The following is a 14,307-nucleotide window of genomic DNA, read 5'->3' on the forward strand; positions in this document are numbered from 1 at the left end:
CCTTTCCACATCAGCTGACTTCAACGTGGTATCATGGGACTGGGCATTTGGTGACGGCGGAACATCCGCTGTGCAGAATCCTGCCTATCTCTACACCGCAGCAGGTACCTACACGGTCAGCCTGACAGCAGGTGACGACCAGGTACCGGCAAAGACCAACACCACGACCAGGGCAGCATACATTGAAGTTGTCAATGCACCGACCGCTGACTACAACTGGACCGGCATGCCCGCTGTCGCAGATGGATACAGCCCGGTAACGGTCACCTTCACTGACACATCCGTTGCAGACGGCAGTGCAGTCCTCAGCAGCTGGGCCTGGGACTTCGGCGCAGCCGGAACTTCAGCTGTCCAGGCACCTGGCGCAATCGACTTCGTCACCCCTGGCTGGTATGACATCTCCCTGAATGTCACCGATAACGCAGGTGGATATGATGTCGAGACAAAGCAGCGTATTGTCCATGTCTTCAATGCATCACCGGCCGCATCGTTCACCACCGATGTAACAACCGGAGACGCACCCCTTGCAGTCACCTTCACCGATACCTCCACAGGTGTGGTTGATACCTATGCATGGGTCTTCGGCGACGGCGGCATCTCAGCACTGGCAAACCCGGTATATACCTACACCACACCAGGTATCTGGAATGCCTCCCTGACAGTCACCAATGACGGTGGCACCGACACCTTCGGCCCGGTCGCAATCAATGTGACCCAGCCCCCGGTGCCAATCCCTGACTTCACGGCAAATACCGTCTCCGGACGTTCCCCCCTGACTGTCCAGTTCAATGAGACAATCAACGGTCTCTGGACTTCAGTGCTCTGGGAATTCGAGGAATCTGGTCAGATCTTCACATCAACCGATGCAAACCCTGAGTTCACCTTCCACCGCATTGGTGGACACACAGTCAGCCTGACTGCATACAACGCCGTTGGCAGTATGACAGAGACCAAGCTCGATTATATCAGAGTTTCATTACCGGTATCCGATGGTGACTCTGGTGATTTAAGCGACGGAACGACCCCGACCGCGGAGCCAACTGCGGTTCCGACCACCGGACCCGATGTGACACCTGACGTGACCGCGGAGCCAACCGGCGAACCAACGCAGGTTGTAACACCGACCCCGACTGCAGCACCGGTGACCCCGGTGCCAACAGCCACGACAGACACACCCGTTCCCACAACCACTCCCGGCTTTGGGATCATTGTGGCAGTCCTCGGATGTGCAGCAGCACTGGTGGTCATCCGCCGGTAATGCACAGTTCATCCCCGTTATCATGGGGAGAACCCGTAATGAACAAGAAGGAGTGATCCCCAGGATCACTCCCTGCAACCTTTTTTTGTCTCTGTTGTCCCGGTCATTTCTGCATCTGTTTCATCCACCTGCATACCCGGAAGGTATTTATGGCGTGCCCGTATACTTTCGCATATGACAGAGGATTTCATCCGGATGCGCTACCCGACCACCTGCTACAACTGTGGTAAAATGGCTGATCAGGAGATCACTGCCTCTTCCTCACGGTCAGAGGTTGTCTGTTCAAACTGCGGGGCAACACGGATATTTGTGCCGAGGTTTGAAGAACCGGCAGCACCCAGCGCATTCGCTCCCATTGAGTGTTACGATGTCTGGGACCTGCTGGCTGATGCCACCTGCAAAAACTGTCATGTCACGGGCCCGCACCGCCTTATAATCGGATGCAGAAACTTTTCAACTCACTGTGAGAACTGCGACTATACCCATTTCTTCCGGTTTGATGTGGAGTATATCCCGGATCGTGACGGACCGAAAGATACCCGATAATTTTATTTTTTATTTCTGCGGCACCTGCAGGTGACAAACAGGGTAGCTGCAAGCACTGACAAAACCGCAGGGATGAGAGAGACTGGTGCAAACTCAGGGACAGGCAGGGGCTGCATTGTTATATCGAGTGTTCGCGTCTCTCCGGATGAGAGCACAACCGACCCCTGGTAGTTCTGCTGTCCCGCATATGTCAGCTTCACCTGGTGCACATCCGGGGTCAGGTTGGTTACGGTAACGGGTGTTACACCCCTGTTCACCGAATCTATACATACCATCGCTCCTGCAGGCGATGATATGATGGAAAGCGTACCTGGCATATCTACCGGTTCTTCTGCAGATATGAGAGAGACTGTTACCGGTGTCACACTACTGTCTGTGATGGTGACTGGTCTGGTGATGTCTCTGTAGCCGTTCTTTTTAATCTCAATAGTATGCGGACCTGCAGAGATGCCGCCCGCAGTCATCGGTGTTCTGCCGTAGTGCCATCCGTCCATGTAGATGTCCGCACCTGACGGATCTGAATGCACAGACAGGGTTCCGAATGCACGTTCCTTCTTCAGGGAGGCATCCATTTCACAGGTATCATCTGCTGAAACGACTGCGCTTTCCGACCATGTCTCATACCCCGGACAGACAAGCCGTATCGTATGTGTGCCGGGTGCAACTCCGGTTATTGTCTGTGGGGTAATTCCGTGCTCAGTCCCGTCAACAAATAGTTCCGCTCCCGATGGGGATGACGACACCGAGAGGCTTCCTGTTTTTTGTGTTAATGGTGTCAGGGTCAAAAAGAGGGACACATGCTGCAGTTCACCGGCTGTCTTTGGGAGAGCTGTTGTAGCGTTCCGGTAGCCATCCATCTGGGCCGTGACCCGGCGATACGGCCTGCTCTTTGCAGAGACTACCTGCACTGTCAGTTCTCCTTTTGAAATATCTCCCATATATTCATCGTCAAAGAAGATGGCGGCCCCGTTTACGTCCAAATATATATCGTAGTAGGATATTTTCTCTATATCTTCCCCCATTACCGGGGTGGTGCAGCAGAGGAATATCAGGATTGTCAGAAGCAGCAGGCAGGTACTGATAGATTGCATCGTGATCAACGGAGATTATACCGTGGCCTCTATTTATCTTTGTTCCTGGATGATTGTGGTGTTTTGTAGATCACACTGGCACAAAATATATATTGTTAAATAATAATTGAATGTGCATGTTGAAAGCCTACAAATACCGAATGTACATGTTGAAAGCCTACAAATACCGAATGTATCCCAACAAAGAACAGGAGAAATTGTTCTTTCAGCATTTCGGTGCATGTAGGTTCATCTACAATTGGGGTTTGGAAAACAAAATCCGAACCTATGAATCTGGGGATAAATCAATATCAAGATTTACTTTGAACAAAATGTTGCCTGATTTAAAATCAGAACACGTCTGGTTAAAAGACATTAATTCACAGTCTTTACAGGGCGCTACATTAAATCTCGAAAATGCATTTACTCGTTTTTTCCGTGAAAAGAAAGGATTTCCGAAATTCAAATCCCGGAAAAACCCATTACAATCATTCTCAGTCCCACAAGGATATGATGTCAATTTTGAAACCCATAAAATCCGTTTACCAAAAATCGGATGGGTTAAAACAAAATTACACCGAAGATATGAAGGCATTAGTAAAACTGCAACGGTGTCGGTTACTCCAACTGGTCAGTTTTACATTAGTATTCTGGTGGATGATGGGCAGGAACAACCTGTGGCACAACATTTTGATGAAAACACGACCGTAGGTGTTGATGTTGGTATCAAGGATTTTGCAATTCTGTCCAATGGAGAAAAGATTGGTAATCCGAGATATTTGAAAGAATCCCTTTTGCGAATGAAAGTATTACAGAGACGATTGAGCAGAAAACAAAAAGGTTCCAATAATAAAAATAAAGCAAAACGAGCAGTGGCGAAACTCCATGAAAAAATCCACAATCAACGGAATGATTTCCAGCATAAACTCTCTTTTAGATTAGTATGCGAGAACCAAGCAATTGCGCTGGAAACACTGAATGTTGTAGGGATGTTAAAGAATCATAAATTAGCACAGCATATTGCTGATGCATCATGGAGTTCTTTTGTTACCCAATTGGAATATAAAGCACAGCGACACGGTAAAACCATTCTGCGTATCGGTCAGTTTGAACCTTCTTCCAAAATATGCAGCAAGTGTGGTTACTATAATCGAAAATTGTCACTGGCTGACAGAGATTGGGTTTGTCCTGACTGTGGTACACATCATGATCGGGATATTAATGCCGCGATAAATATCTGGAAATTCGCTCTTGATAAACAAAATTTAATTGGAATTTGATAGAATATTCACACCTTCGGAACGAGGGGTTGGGCCTGTGGACTCACGAACAATGGTTCGGGGAATGAAGCAGGAAGCCTCTGGGTCTTTAGCCCAGAGGTAGTTCACATCTGTTTGCCATCCCGGTATGGTGCCGGACACCATTTCTGTCATGAAGTATAGTGGTGCATGACAGGGTGCATTGATTTCAGCCCGGAAGAGGTGAGAGAATAATAACTGTTATATCGCCAAAAAATCGGGCAGTTCTTCCGGATCAAAAAATATTGAGAGTATCATGGCTCTTTCCTTCCTGACATGCAGAAAAAAACAATGCTGCAGCAGACCAGGGAGAGTATGCCTGCAGGAATACCCGCCGGGGACTGTTCGGGCGCGGGTGCAGGGTCGAGGGTGATGTCAAGCGAAGCGGTTTCCCCTGCGGCGAGGTCAACAGATGCGGTGTGATCATGGTATCCGGCAAGGGTCACTTTCACCTCATGCACACCGGGTGATATGCCGGGTATGGTAAGGGGGGTGACACCGGCCAGGATATTGTCTACATAGACATTTCCCCCTGAAGGAGCAGATGTCACTTTCAGGGATGCGGTGGTGATGTCAGGAGTCACTGGTGAAAGCGAGAATGATACCGGTGTGGCAGCACCCGCATTGACAACGGCTGATGTCACCGCGTCACTATAACCGGTCAGTGTGGCCTGTACGGAATACCTTCCGGGTGCAAGACCGCTGATGACGAAAGGTGTTCCGGGTGTGGTCTCTCCATGGTAGATGCCATTTACAGAAACCGAAGCATAGGCAGGGTTTGATGTCACCCGAATCGACCCGGTGGAAGGGGTGGATATCTTCTTCATGCTCTTTGATACCGTTGTCACCTGGTCGGCATAGATTCTCACACGCATGACGGAATCCTCGTATCCGGCCTTCGTCAGTTCAAGGTCATGCAGGCCTGCCTGTAATCCACTGATGGTTTTTGGGGTCGTGCCGTAATAGACGCTATCCAGATAGATGGCAGCACCGGAGGGGTTTGAACTCACTGAGAGTGTTCCCAGTTCCTGCTTCTGCACGAGCACTGCCGTGACCGTGTTTGTCTGGCCTGCAGTGACCCCTGCTGTCTGTGACCATGGTTCATACCCGGTATGCGTCAGCTGAACAAGGTGGTTTCCGGGAGTGAGTCCGGTGACTGTCTGCGGGGTGGTGCCGTAGTAGACGTTGTCCACATATACTGCCGCACCCGATGGTGAAGAAGAGACCGAAAGCGATCCTGTCACCGGCTGAACCGGGTTTAAGGTCAGGTAGACTGAGGTGTGCTCCCCTTCCGGCGGGACTGGTGGCAGGGTTCGTTGTGCGGTATGATATTCGGTCTTTGCGGCAGACACCACAGCATACGGCGCTGCAGTGGTATGCACCGGGACGATCAGAAGTCCTCCGGCAGTCACTCCCTGGTATTCCCCGTCAAACGAGATGGCAGCCCCGTTGACATTGGTATAGATGTCGTAATATGAAATCCCCTCTCCCGGCAGATGGGTAGGTACAGGTATCGGGAGGATGGTTGCCCCCGGTTCAACCGGAAGCGCCACAGCGTCATCTGCAAGAACCGGGCAGATCATCCATCCGGTGATACAGACGATACAGAGGAGAAATAGTATGGAGCGGTATGTCATGGCAATCATTCGCTAATGCCGTGCCGCACTATAAAAATATATGTTCATCACGGGGCACCCGCAGATATGCATGTGTCCCGGATGGATGAAGGAATAAAAACAGAAAAAAGGAAATAAAAAAATGTTTTTTCAGTCTTCTTCCCGTAGCATTTTGATGGCCTTTTTCGGGCACTCTTCGGCGCATATGCCGCAGCCTTTGCAGTAGTCCAGATCAATTTCGAGATCGACACTGATTGCTGCATCCGGACAGTAGAGGCGGCAGAGACCGCATTTATTGCATTTTTCCTGATCCATTACGGGCCGGAAGGTCCGCCATGTACCAGTCTTTCCCGCTGCCCCTTCCCCCGGACGGGAGATTGCCAGTTTTGCACTCATATCTTCAGCTCCTCATAGGCACGCAGTGCCGCTTCAACATTTCGTTCGTCCCTGAATGTCTCTGCAATGACCTGCTTTGCAGATGCCTGTGATATCACGCCAAGTTTTGAAATGGCACCGATAAGAGGCGTGTTGAGAATGGGGTTTCCGGCAAGCACCAGATCAAGAGCAAGGGAGATGCCGGTCAGATCAACCGGGTAGGTCCGGTGCCCTTCCACTTCCGTCCCCTTCTGGCTGTTTATCAGCACTTCGCCATCCGGTTTGATCCCATGCAGGACATCAACCAGCTGCATGATGGATTCATCAAGGACGATGACAAGGTCGGGATTTCTGATCTGTGAATAGATGCGGATGGGTTCGTCATCAATGCGGATGAACGATACCACCGGCGCACCCCGGCGCTCGGCACCGTAGAGCGGTGTTGCGGTGGCATACTTGCCGTCCAGGAATGCTGCGTATGCAATAAGTTTTGCCGCGGTTACTCCGCCCTGTCCACCGCGCGAGTGCAGGCGTATTTCAAACATCAGTCATCCACCCCGAACCAGTGTTCTGTGCCCGGACGTCGTATCCTGACAAACTCTGCAATATCATCATAGGTCACTTCCTGTCCGCCGAGGCCTGCAATCACACTGAACGGCCGGCAGCCGGATTTGGCCTGCAGTTCACCTGCAAGTATACCGCCGTACCCGAATGAGTATTCACGGTCAATGACGACTACATCTTTTCCGTCAAGGTCGGGTACAATGAACGGGCGGAACCAGCGCATGCGAACCGCGCCTGCAGCAACCCCTTCGTCCCGGAGAATGTCGACTGCAACTTCCATCTCTTTGCCCAGTGTGCCCATCGCGATGATGACCACTTCCGCATCCTCGCAGCGGTACTCCTCGTAGAGGTGGTATTCGCGCCCGAAGCGGCGTGCAAACTCTGCTTCCGTCTCCTCAATGACAGGAATGGATGCCCGCATGCCGCGTTCGATATCGTAGCGGAACTTAAAATGCACATTTCCGGGTGTCAGCGTGCCGTATCCACCAGGGTTTTTAATATCAATTGCATGTGGGGTTGCGGTCGGAGGTATGAAGTCATCCGGTTCAACGGTCTCAAATGTCTGGGTGATATGCGTCAACAGGAACCCGTCAAGGTTGATCATCACCGGAAGGAGGACATCCGTATGCTCTGCAATCCGGAATGCCATCATGGTGGCATCATAGGCCTCCTGTACGGTCGAGACATAGACCTGCAGCCAGCCGGTATCACGCATCGACATAGAGTCAGAGTGCTCTGCACCGATGTTCCACCCCGGGCCGAGTGCACGGTTTGCATTTGCCATCACAATCGGGAGTCTGGCCCCTGCTGACATATGCAGCATCTCACACATGTAGACAAGTCCGTGTGAACTGGTAGCGGTAAATGTCCGTACTCCGGTAGCAGCAGCTCCGATACAGGCCGCCATGGATGAATGCTCAGACTCAACCGGGATGTAGCGCGCGGCAAGTGTTCCGTCCGTCACAAAGTTTGCAATCTCTTCGACGATCTCTGTCTGCGGGGTAATGGGGTAGGCTGCAACAACCACAGGTTTTGCATCCCTGGCCGCCATTGCCACCGCTTTGTTGCCTGTTCCGAATGTCAGCATATACCATCAGCCTCCCGCTGGAGACGTGCAATCATATCTTCAACGGTCTTCTGGACCTCTGCCGTCTCCTCAGCAGTGATCTTCCTGAACCGTCCCTGCACGGAGAGATAGTCCTCGACAGGGATTCGTTTCTTCATCGCTGCCTTTGAAGCACCGGTGATGGTGAGTTTTCCACCTTCTCGTTCATACAGCACCCAGAGGCCTGTCTTCACGGCAAGTTTCCCCATCTCAATGGTCTTCTCCGACGGGAAGCGCCATCCGGGGGGACACGGTGCGAGAATATGCATAAACTTCGGGCCCGGAATGGAGAGTGCCTTTTCCACCTTATTGTAAAGGTCCTGCGGATAGGCGGCACAGGCGGTTGCCTGGTACACCGGATTGTGTGCTGCCACAATCGCGTCCAGATCTTTTTTGTGATCTTTCTTGCCGCCTGGTGTGGTAGTCGTCATCGCGCCCAGCGGAGTTGCACCGGACCGCTGCATGCCGGTATTCGAGTACGCCTCATTATCATAACAGATATAGAGGAAATCGGTCCCGCGTTCGAGCGCACCGGAGAGTGCCTGTATGCCGATATCGATCGTGCCGCCGTCACCGGCGTAGCAGATCACGTTTGTCTTCCGTCCCTCTGCGCGGAATGCCTCACTCATTCCTGATGCAACAGCGGCAGCAGAAGCAAATGCGACATTGTAAACAGGTATATTCATTGCGGTTGTGGGGTAGACTCCCTGTATCACGCTGGTACAGCATGCCGGGATCACAAGCACCGTATCCGCTCCTGCGGCTTTTGTCACATAGCGCAGAATGAGGGATGACGGGCACCCTGCACACGCAGATGTGGTTTTGAGTAAAAACTCTTCATCAGGTATGGCCATGGTATCCAGTCTCTGTAGGAATATTTAACATGAATAATAATGAAGTATTGGTTTGGTCCTGCAGGCAAGGCGGGTGCCATCCCGTGCATCAGTCGTCAGTGTGGGGGGTAAAATCGATCACTTCGTCAGTGAAGGTGGAAAGATGTGTCATCAGCGCCGGGTTCAGCCCGTTTTCAACGGCAATGAAACATCCCGGCATACCCAGAATTGCCAGCTTACTCGTCATGAAATGGGTGAATTTTGATATATCCCCGGATGAGAGGTAGATGAGCATCGTAGTGATGCTGTCCAGAATAACACAGATATTTGTGCCTGCAAATTCTTTCAGCATCTCGCTGATTGCCACGCTGAGGTTGGTGAGATTGCGGGGATTATTGATGAAGACCGCACGGTCAATGTCCTGAGGCAGCGTGCCGAGCGCATATTTTGAGACTGCATCAATGAAGATGATCGTATCGAGGTCAATATCGTTCTTCAGATATGTTCGTTTCAGGATGGGTGAGGGCTGATTAAAGGTAATCATGATGATCTGGTAGTGCAGGTGCTGAATCTCCCTGACAAGACGGACATTATTCTCTTTCAGTGCGGATGCTGATGAGAGAATCAGAAATGAATGCCCTTCGTCCAGTTTATCCACCGTAATTGCGTTCATTCCTGAATCATGTTCCTGTATGCCGGGGATATCTTATTCTTCCCGCGAGCGCCATTGCGTCTCCTGAGTTTTTCAGCAACAGTGGCTGCCACATGTATCTGAAGTTTCATGCAGGTCTTCAGCTCTTTCGGGTCGGCGTTGCCCTGTCCGGCCTCACGGAGAATTTTCCTGAACCCGATTTCATTCAGGGCCACCGCTGCTCTGCTGATACTGATGAATTCTCTGGGGGTATCCATACGGGATTCCGGGATATCTTCCATCACGTTTATGGGAATGCTGAGTGCCTGCTCTCTGGCATGCTCCAGGACCGCAAAGCCGTCATCATCCGGCATCAGAAGATCCTGGAAGACCGGATCCGGTTTCTTTTCTTTGGCGATATCCCAAAATCCCTGCTCATTTATCGTTTCTAACGGAGCATGGGTGTTTCTCTCCACGATTGATGCCGGAATCCGCCTCTGAAAATGCGAATCATTGCATACAAGAATTGTACCCATCTTTATCGACCCCCCGATACTCTCTGAAGTATATATAATTGAATTACATAAATGTACAGGTGCGTCCCTGAAATCACCCAAGATTTTGTATATTATATGTCTTAAATCCCTCGAAAACAGTATCCTGTTTTTTACAACAATGAGCCCGGGCATCTGAACTGTTGTCGGTGACAAAATAACTATTTCTTCTCCAAAACTGATGGTAATCCGGATATTTATTGTCACTCTCTTTGCAGTGGTGATTCGTTGTCCGGTTACTGTCGTTCCCCATCAGCGCAGATGATTTCTGAGTATCAGGATCACCAGTCCGGCTCCTTTTCAGGAATTAATAAATACCGTGAATACGGTGTTTCATATACAAGATTAAACGGGGTGAAATAAGAATATGGCTGAAGAACAGGAGAATAATGTGCCCTCACCGGTCGAAGTGCCGGAGGAGGCAGCACCACAGAAAGAGACGCCTGCCCCCTCTACCGATACTGCAGTAATATCTGATGAAGAACGGCAGAAGATCATTGAGGAAGAACGGGAGCGGGTAAAAAATGAGCAAAAACTGCAGGAAGAGGCGGTAATAACTTATAAAAAGGAGCATAAGAAGGGATTTGGACTGGTTAAGGGTCTGCTTGTCCTGATGGTCCTGATTGTTGTGGTAGTGGCCGCGGGGTATCTCACCTTTAATGCCTACGGAAACCAGAGTCCCTGGGGGAACAGTTATCCGTATGTGGCCACCTATGATGTGCTTTTGCCGGACAGTTCAGAAGTCTTCTTCGGGAATGTGCCGGTCCTTGCCGTCGGTTCAGGTAATGAGGTGACCCTGAAGATCGGAAACGAGCGTAAGATCCTTTCCATTGGTACGCCGGTGGAGTTCCCGCCGGCCCATATGACGGTGAAGGTGTATGGAATTACCCTGCGGGAGAATGATTACCACCTGACGATCACCTACCGTGGTCTGGTGGAGAACCGTCTGAATTTCCTGGTCTCTGCCCGCACCTCTGAAACTCCGATGTCATCCTGGATGACCGGGCTCATTGTTCCTTCCAGGGCAACGGTGCGACCGGTTTAATCCATAATCCAATTTACTTTTTTTATTGTTTCAAAGAACCGCGTCCGTTCTGTTGATGCATCTCTCATTCTCCCGGTGCCCTCCAGCGGGGTGAACGTGATACCGCAGTCGATATCCCAGAGAATCAGCCCTTCCGGCGGGGCGGGGGTGACGTGGCGCATACCGGGCGCGGCATTGAGCAGTGCTGTCATGTCGTCTGTGTCCAGTTCATTTCTGCCCATGGCAATGATGGACGATACGATGCAGCGCACCATATTCCAGAGAAATCCCGGCGCCGTGATCTCATATATGTAAAACCCGTCTTCGGCATGAATATGTGATGACAGAATGGTTCTCTCAGGATTTTTGCCGTCAAGGCGGGAGAAATGGCTGAAGTTATGGGTGCCCGTCAGGCGGCTTGCTGCCTCCTGCATGCGGAGAGGGTCTGCTGACCCGTCATCATAGATATAATACCGATAGCTACGCGTCTCTGCATCATACCGCGGATGAAAGGAGTCATCCGTCTCTGCCCATCCGCTACACCCGCAGTCCCACGGCAGGATATGGTTCAGACGTGCGATGGCGCGGTCCGGACAGGAGGTGGTAAAGGCACAGACCTGCCGGCGTGCATGGACTCCGCGATCGGTTCTCCCGGAAAACGCAAACCCGGCTTTGCGCCAGTCGTCGAAGAGGCCGAGGTCCCGGCAGGCACTGATGACCGTTCCTTCAACGGTTCGAAGGCCGGGCTGCATCTGTGAGCCGTAGAAATCCGTCCCGATATAGGCAATATGGAATGCCAGCCTCATCGGTGAATCCGCCGGGTGATCCTGCGTTTTGCACCACGCATGGACTGCCGGGTATAGGTGCGCAGGGGTGTCATCCGGCCATGGATACTGCACTTTCCCTCACGTATGGCATCAAGAATTGCCGGGACTTCAGGTGCTGCGTCAACGAGTGTCACCCCGTATCCGATATATCGCGCATTATGGGCATCGCTTCCCGCCACACAGGGTTTGCCGGACTGTGCCGCCTTCCGGGCCGCCTTCCGGTTCGCGGCACCCGTGATGTAGCGGCTGTTAAATGATTCGACCGCATCCACCATCGCAATGGCGCTCTTCACTTTCAGGGCGGCACCGTGGCGCCATTTGTGGTATGGGTGCGGGATGATGCAGAGTGCCCCTGCCGCATGTGCCAGCGCCACACTCTCGGCAAATCCCAGGTCTGCAGGGATTTTCTCCGTGATGCCCAGAGCAATAAGGTGGCCGTCAGCGGTGGATATCTCGATTCCCGGAATGACCAGCACCGGTGAATCGCATTTCATGGCATACACTGCGCCTTCAGTGGTGTCATGATCGGTGATGGCGATGGCATCAAGGCCCCGCTCTTCCGCCCGTTTCAGGCATGCCTCTACACTGCTCTCCCCATCATGGGAATAATTGGTGTGGACATGCAGGTCGCATTGCAGCATCAGATCAGTACCTTTTTTCATTCATGGCTAATTAAAGTGAATCGTGAAACGTATGCGGGTACTGCTTCCGACAGGGACGATTGCTGAGAAAATTGTGCGCAAAGCAGCGGCAGGGTTTGATGCCGATGTCGTTGTCACCGGGAAAGTCGCTTCCTTCCTGACGCCGGAAAAGCTTCTTTCGATAGCGCGGGGGGGTGACTATGATGCGGTCATCACATCCGGGATGTGCACCGCATCCTTTGCCCCTGCAGAAGAGGCGCTCGGCATTCCGGTCTACCGGGGTCCCCGGCATGCAGCAGACCTCGGGATGATGCTGCGCCTGTTGGGTACAATGGAGTTTTCCCGCACCGTGCCTGCCGATGAATTTCTCACCCGGATGCGCGAAGATGAGGCAAAAAACCGTCTGGAAGAGATGGAGGAAGAGGCGTCCTGTGCCTTTTTTGTCCGGGGGTGCCGTATTGGCGGGACATCACGGATGAAGGTGCTTGCTGAAATAATGGATGCTCACCGTCTGCCTGATATCCGTGCCACCGCAGAGCGGTTTCTTGCAGCAGGCGCTGACATCATTGATCTCGGCTTTGGATTTGATGCCGTCCCGGCAGACGTCAAAAGGGTCTTTGCCGCACTGAGAGATATTCCTGTGCCGCTTGCCGCCGATACGCAGGATCCGGCACTCATTCGTGCCGCCCTCCCTGCGGCAGACATCATCCTCTCCCTGCAGGAGGAGAATATCCCCCTCGTGGGGGCTGCTATTGCGGCTGCCGGTGCGGCAGTGGTGGTGGTGCCCGGTGATGCGTCCCTTGCAGAAAATATCCGTGCGGCAGAGGCGGCAGGCATTTCCCGCATCATCGCAGACCCCCTGCTCCAGCCGGCAGGAAGCGGGCTGGTATCGTCCCTCTCATCCTTTGGGGATGTGGGACATCCGCTCTTTTTCGGGGCGGGAAATGTCACTGAACTCATCGACGCCGACTCTGTGGGAGTGAATGCCCTGCTGGCGGCGATGGCGCATGAATGCCATGCCGCTGTACTCTTCACCAGCGAACATTCTGACAAGACACAGGGCAGTGTGCGGGAGATGCGGCGTGCCGCGGAGATGATGGCACTCATGGGTGACCGGCCGTACCCGAAGGATCTTGGACTCTCACTCTTCTGCATCAAGGAGAAACGCCGCCGGCATGAACCGGCGATTCCATGGGAACATTCCCGTGACGTGCCGCCTCTTCCCGAAGAACTGGTCTTTGACCCTCGCGGCAACCTGAGAATCGGCATTGAGGACGGCTGGATTATTGTGGAACACCAGGGGACTGCCTTCCGGGGCAGGAAATGGGATGAGGTGTTCCATGCCATCCTTGCTGACGGCAGAGTCTCCCTCATGGACCATGCGGCCTATCTGGGGAAAGAGCTCTATAAAGCAGAGCTTGCACTCCGTTTCGGCCGGAGTTTTGAACAGGACGGGGAGTTTTAGTCTGTTTTCTGTTTTTCACTTTTCGTGGGGGCGTGGACGATGAGTGTTGCAATGGGGCTTTCTGTGACAACTGAGGTGCTCACGCTGCCCAGGAGAAACCGCTTTGTTCTGCCCTTTCCCTCTGATCCAAGGATGATGAGGTCTGCTCCAATCTCTTTTGCGGTATCAAGGATCTCGTCACGCGGATCTCCTATCACCATGTGGGGAACAATCTCTACCCCTGCATCTGTGGCTATTTCTGCTGCCTCTGCAAGCATCTCTTCCGCCTCACGCTCGAGCATTCCGATCCAGTGTTCAGAGCGGGGTTCAACGACACCTATCTGCGGGTCAACGATGGTGGATGCATAATACCGGGGATTCACCACATAGATGACATGCACCCTTGCCTCCCAGAGAGGTGCATTGGCGATTGCTGTCCTGAGTGCTTCACGGCTGAATTCCGAACCGTCATATGCGACGAGTAGTGTTTTAAATAACATCCTCTGTTCATCTCCTTTTTG

The 14,307-nt window shown here is 52.3% G+C and carries 16 protein-coding genes; 5 read left to right on the top strand and 11 right to left on the bottom strand.

Features of this window, described 5'->3' with window-relative positions; translation table 11 throughout:
* Both MKMG_RS04215 and MKMG_RS04220 read left to right on the top strand, forming a co-directional pair.
* Window positions 1-1,258: PKD domain-containing protein (locus MKMG_RS04215; protein WP_165075990.1), on the top strand; the 1,258-nt coding region annotated here is incomplete at its 5' end.
* Between the two features lie 174 nt (window positions 1,259-1,432).
* Window positions 1,433-1,804: a hypothetical protein gene (locus MKMG_RS04220; RefSeq protein ID WP_165075993.1), complete on the top strand. Its 372-nt coding sequence runs from the start codon at window positions 1,433-1,435 to the stop codon at window positions 1,802-1,804.
* Window positions 1,805-1,806: 2 nt separating this feature from the next.
* Here the strand turns inward: MKMG_RS04220 and MKMG_RS04225 are convergent, their stop codons facing one another.
* The gene (locus tag MKMG_RS04225; RefSeq protein ID WP_165075996.1) at window positions 1,807-2,895 is read right to left on the bottom strand and encodes a PEGA domain-containing protein; all 1,089 of its coding nucleotides are present in this window, start codon (window positions 2,893-2,895) and stop codon (window positions 1,807-1,809) included.
* A gap of 116 nt (window positions 2,896-3,011) precedes the next feature.
* On the opposite strand from MKMG_RS04225, the gene tnpB reads away from it, so the two are divergent.
* Window positions 3,012-4,154 carry an IS200/IS605 family element RNA-guided endonuclease TnpB gene (gene tnpB / locus MKMG_RS04230; RefSeq protein ID WP_254059079.1) on the top strand — a complete coding sequence of 381 codons (1,143 nt, stop codon included), beginning with the start codon at window positions 3,012-3,014 and terminating at the stop codon, window positions 4,152-4,154.
* Between the two features lie 272 nt (window positions 4,155-4,426).
* Here tnpB and MKMG_RS04235 read toward each other — a convergent pair whose 3' ends face one another.
* The 7 genes from MKMG_RS04235 to MKMG_RS04265 all read right to left on the bottom strand — a co-directional run bounded on the left by MKMG_RS04235 (window position 4,427) and on the right by MKMG_RS04265 (window position 9,832).
* Window positions 4,427-5,818: a PEGA domain-containing protein gene (locus MKMG_RS04235; protein WP_165075999.1), complete on the bottom strand. Its 1,392-nt coding sequence runs from the start codon at window positions 5,816-5,818 to the stop codon at window positions 4,427-4,429.
* A 120-nt stretch (window positions 5,819-5,938) separates the two neighbouring features.
* Window positions 5,939-6,184 (bottom strand): 4Fe-4S binding protein, encoded by a 246-nt coding sequence (locus MKMG_RS04240; protein WP_165076003.1) that lies wholly within the window; start codon window positions 6,182-6,184, stop codon window positions 5,939-5,941.
* Window positions 6,181-6,708, bottom strand: a complete 528-nt coding sequence (locus MKMG_RS04245; RefSeq protein WP_165076005.1) for a 2-oxoacid:acceptor oxidoreductase family protein — start codon at window positions 6,706-6,708, stop codon at window positions 6,181-6,183. Before MKMG_RS04245 ends, MKMG_RS04240 begins: the two co-directional genes overlap by 4 nt.
* A complete protein-coding gene (porA, locus tag MKMG_RS04250; protein WP_165076007.1) occupies window positions 6,708-7,814 on the bottom strand; it encodes a pyruvate ferredoxin oxidoreductase in 1,107 nt (368 codons plus the stop codon). Before porA ends, MKMG_RS04245 begins: the two co-directional genes overlap by 1 nt.
* Complete coding sequence (locus tag MKMG_RS04255) at window positions 7,808-8,686, bottom strand: thiamine pyrophosphate-dependent enzyme (RefSeq protein ID WP_165076010.1); 879 nt, start codon at window positions 8,684-8,686, stop codon at window positions 7,808-7,810. Before MKMG_RS04255 ends, porA begins: the two co-directional genes overlap by 7 nt.
* 88 nt (window positions 8,687-8,774) lie before the next feature.
* Window positions 8,775-9,338: a hypothetical protein gene (locus tag MKMG_RS04260; RefSeq protein WP_165076012.1), complete on the bottom strand. Its 564-nt coding sequence runs from the start codon at window positions 9,336-9,338 to the stop codon at window positions 8,775-8,777.
* On the bottom strand, window positions 9,335-9,832 hold the full coding sequence (locus MKMG_RS04265; RefSeq protein WP_165076015.1) for a response regulator: 498 nt from the start codon (window positions 9,830-9,832) through the stop codon (window positions 9,335-9,337). Before MKMG_RS04265 ends, MKMG_RS04260 begins: the two co-directional genes overlap by 4 nt.
* Before the next feature lie 385 nt (window positions 9,833-10,217).
* Here MKMG_RS04265 and MKMG_RS04270 point away from each other — a divergent pair, with 385 nt between their 5' ends.
* Window positions 10,218-10,895, top strand: coding sequence for a hypothetical protein (locus MKMG_RS04270; protein ID WP_165076017.1), 678 nt, complete (start codon window positions 10,218-10,220; stop codon window positions 10,893-10,895).
* On the opposite strand, the gene truA is transcribed toward MKMG_RS04270, so the two are convergent.
* Together truA and MKMG_RS04280 are read right to left on the bottom strand one after the other, a co-directional pair.
* Complete coding sequence (gene truA, locus MKMG_RS04275) at window positions 10,892-11,680, bottom strand: tRNA pseudouridine(38-40) synthase TruA (RefSeq protein WP_165076019.1); 789 nt, start codon at window positions 11,678-11,680, stop codon at window positions 10,892-10,894. The genes MKMG_RS04270 and truA overlap by 4 nt on opposite strands.
* Window positions 11,677-12,363, bottom strand: coding sequence for a CehA/McbA family metallohydrolase (locus MKMG_RS04280; RefSeq protein WP_371415196.1), 687 nt, complete (start codon window positions 12,361-12,363; stop codon window positions 11,677-11,679). The genes truA and MKMG_RS04280 overlap by 4 nt, the downstream gene beginning before the upstream one ends.
* Window positions 12,364-12,394: 31 nt before the next feature.
* Between MKMG_RS04280 and MKMG_RS04285 the strand changes: the two genes are divergently transcribed.
* Window positions 12,395-13,807, top strand: coding sequence for a dihydropteroate synthase-like protein (locus tag MKMG_RS04285; protein ID WP_165076089.1), 1,413 nt, complete (start codon window positions 12,395-12,397; stop codon window positions 13,805-13,807).
* Here the strand turns inward: MKMG_RS04285 and MKMG_RS04290 are convergent.
* Window positions 13,804-14,286 carry a universal stress protein gene (locus MKMG_RS04290; protein ID WP_165076021.1) on the bottom strand — a complete coding sequence of 161 codons (483 nt, stop codon included), beginning with the start codon at window positions 14,284-14,286 and terminating at the stop codon, window positions 13,804-13,806. The genes MKMG_RS04285 and MKMG_RS04290 overlap by 4 nt on opposite strands.
* Window positions 14,287-14,307 lie beyond the last annotated feature (21 nt).

The organism is Methanogenium sp. MK-MG (assembly GCF_009914725.1).
Classification (GTDB): Archaea; Halobacteriota; Methanomicrobia; order Methanomicrobiales; family Methanomicrobiaceae; genus Methanogenium.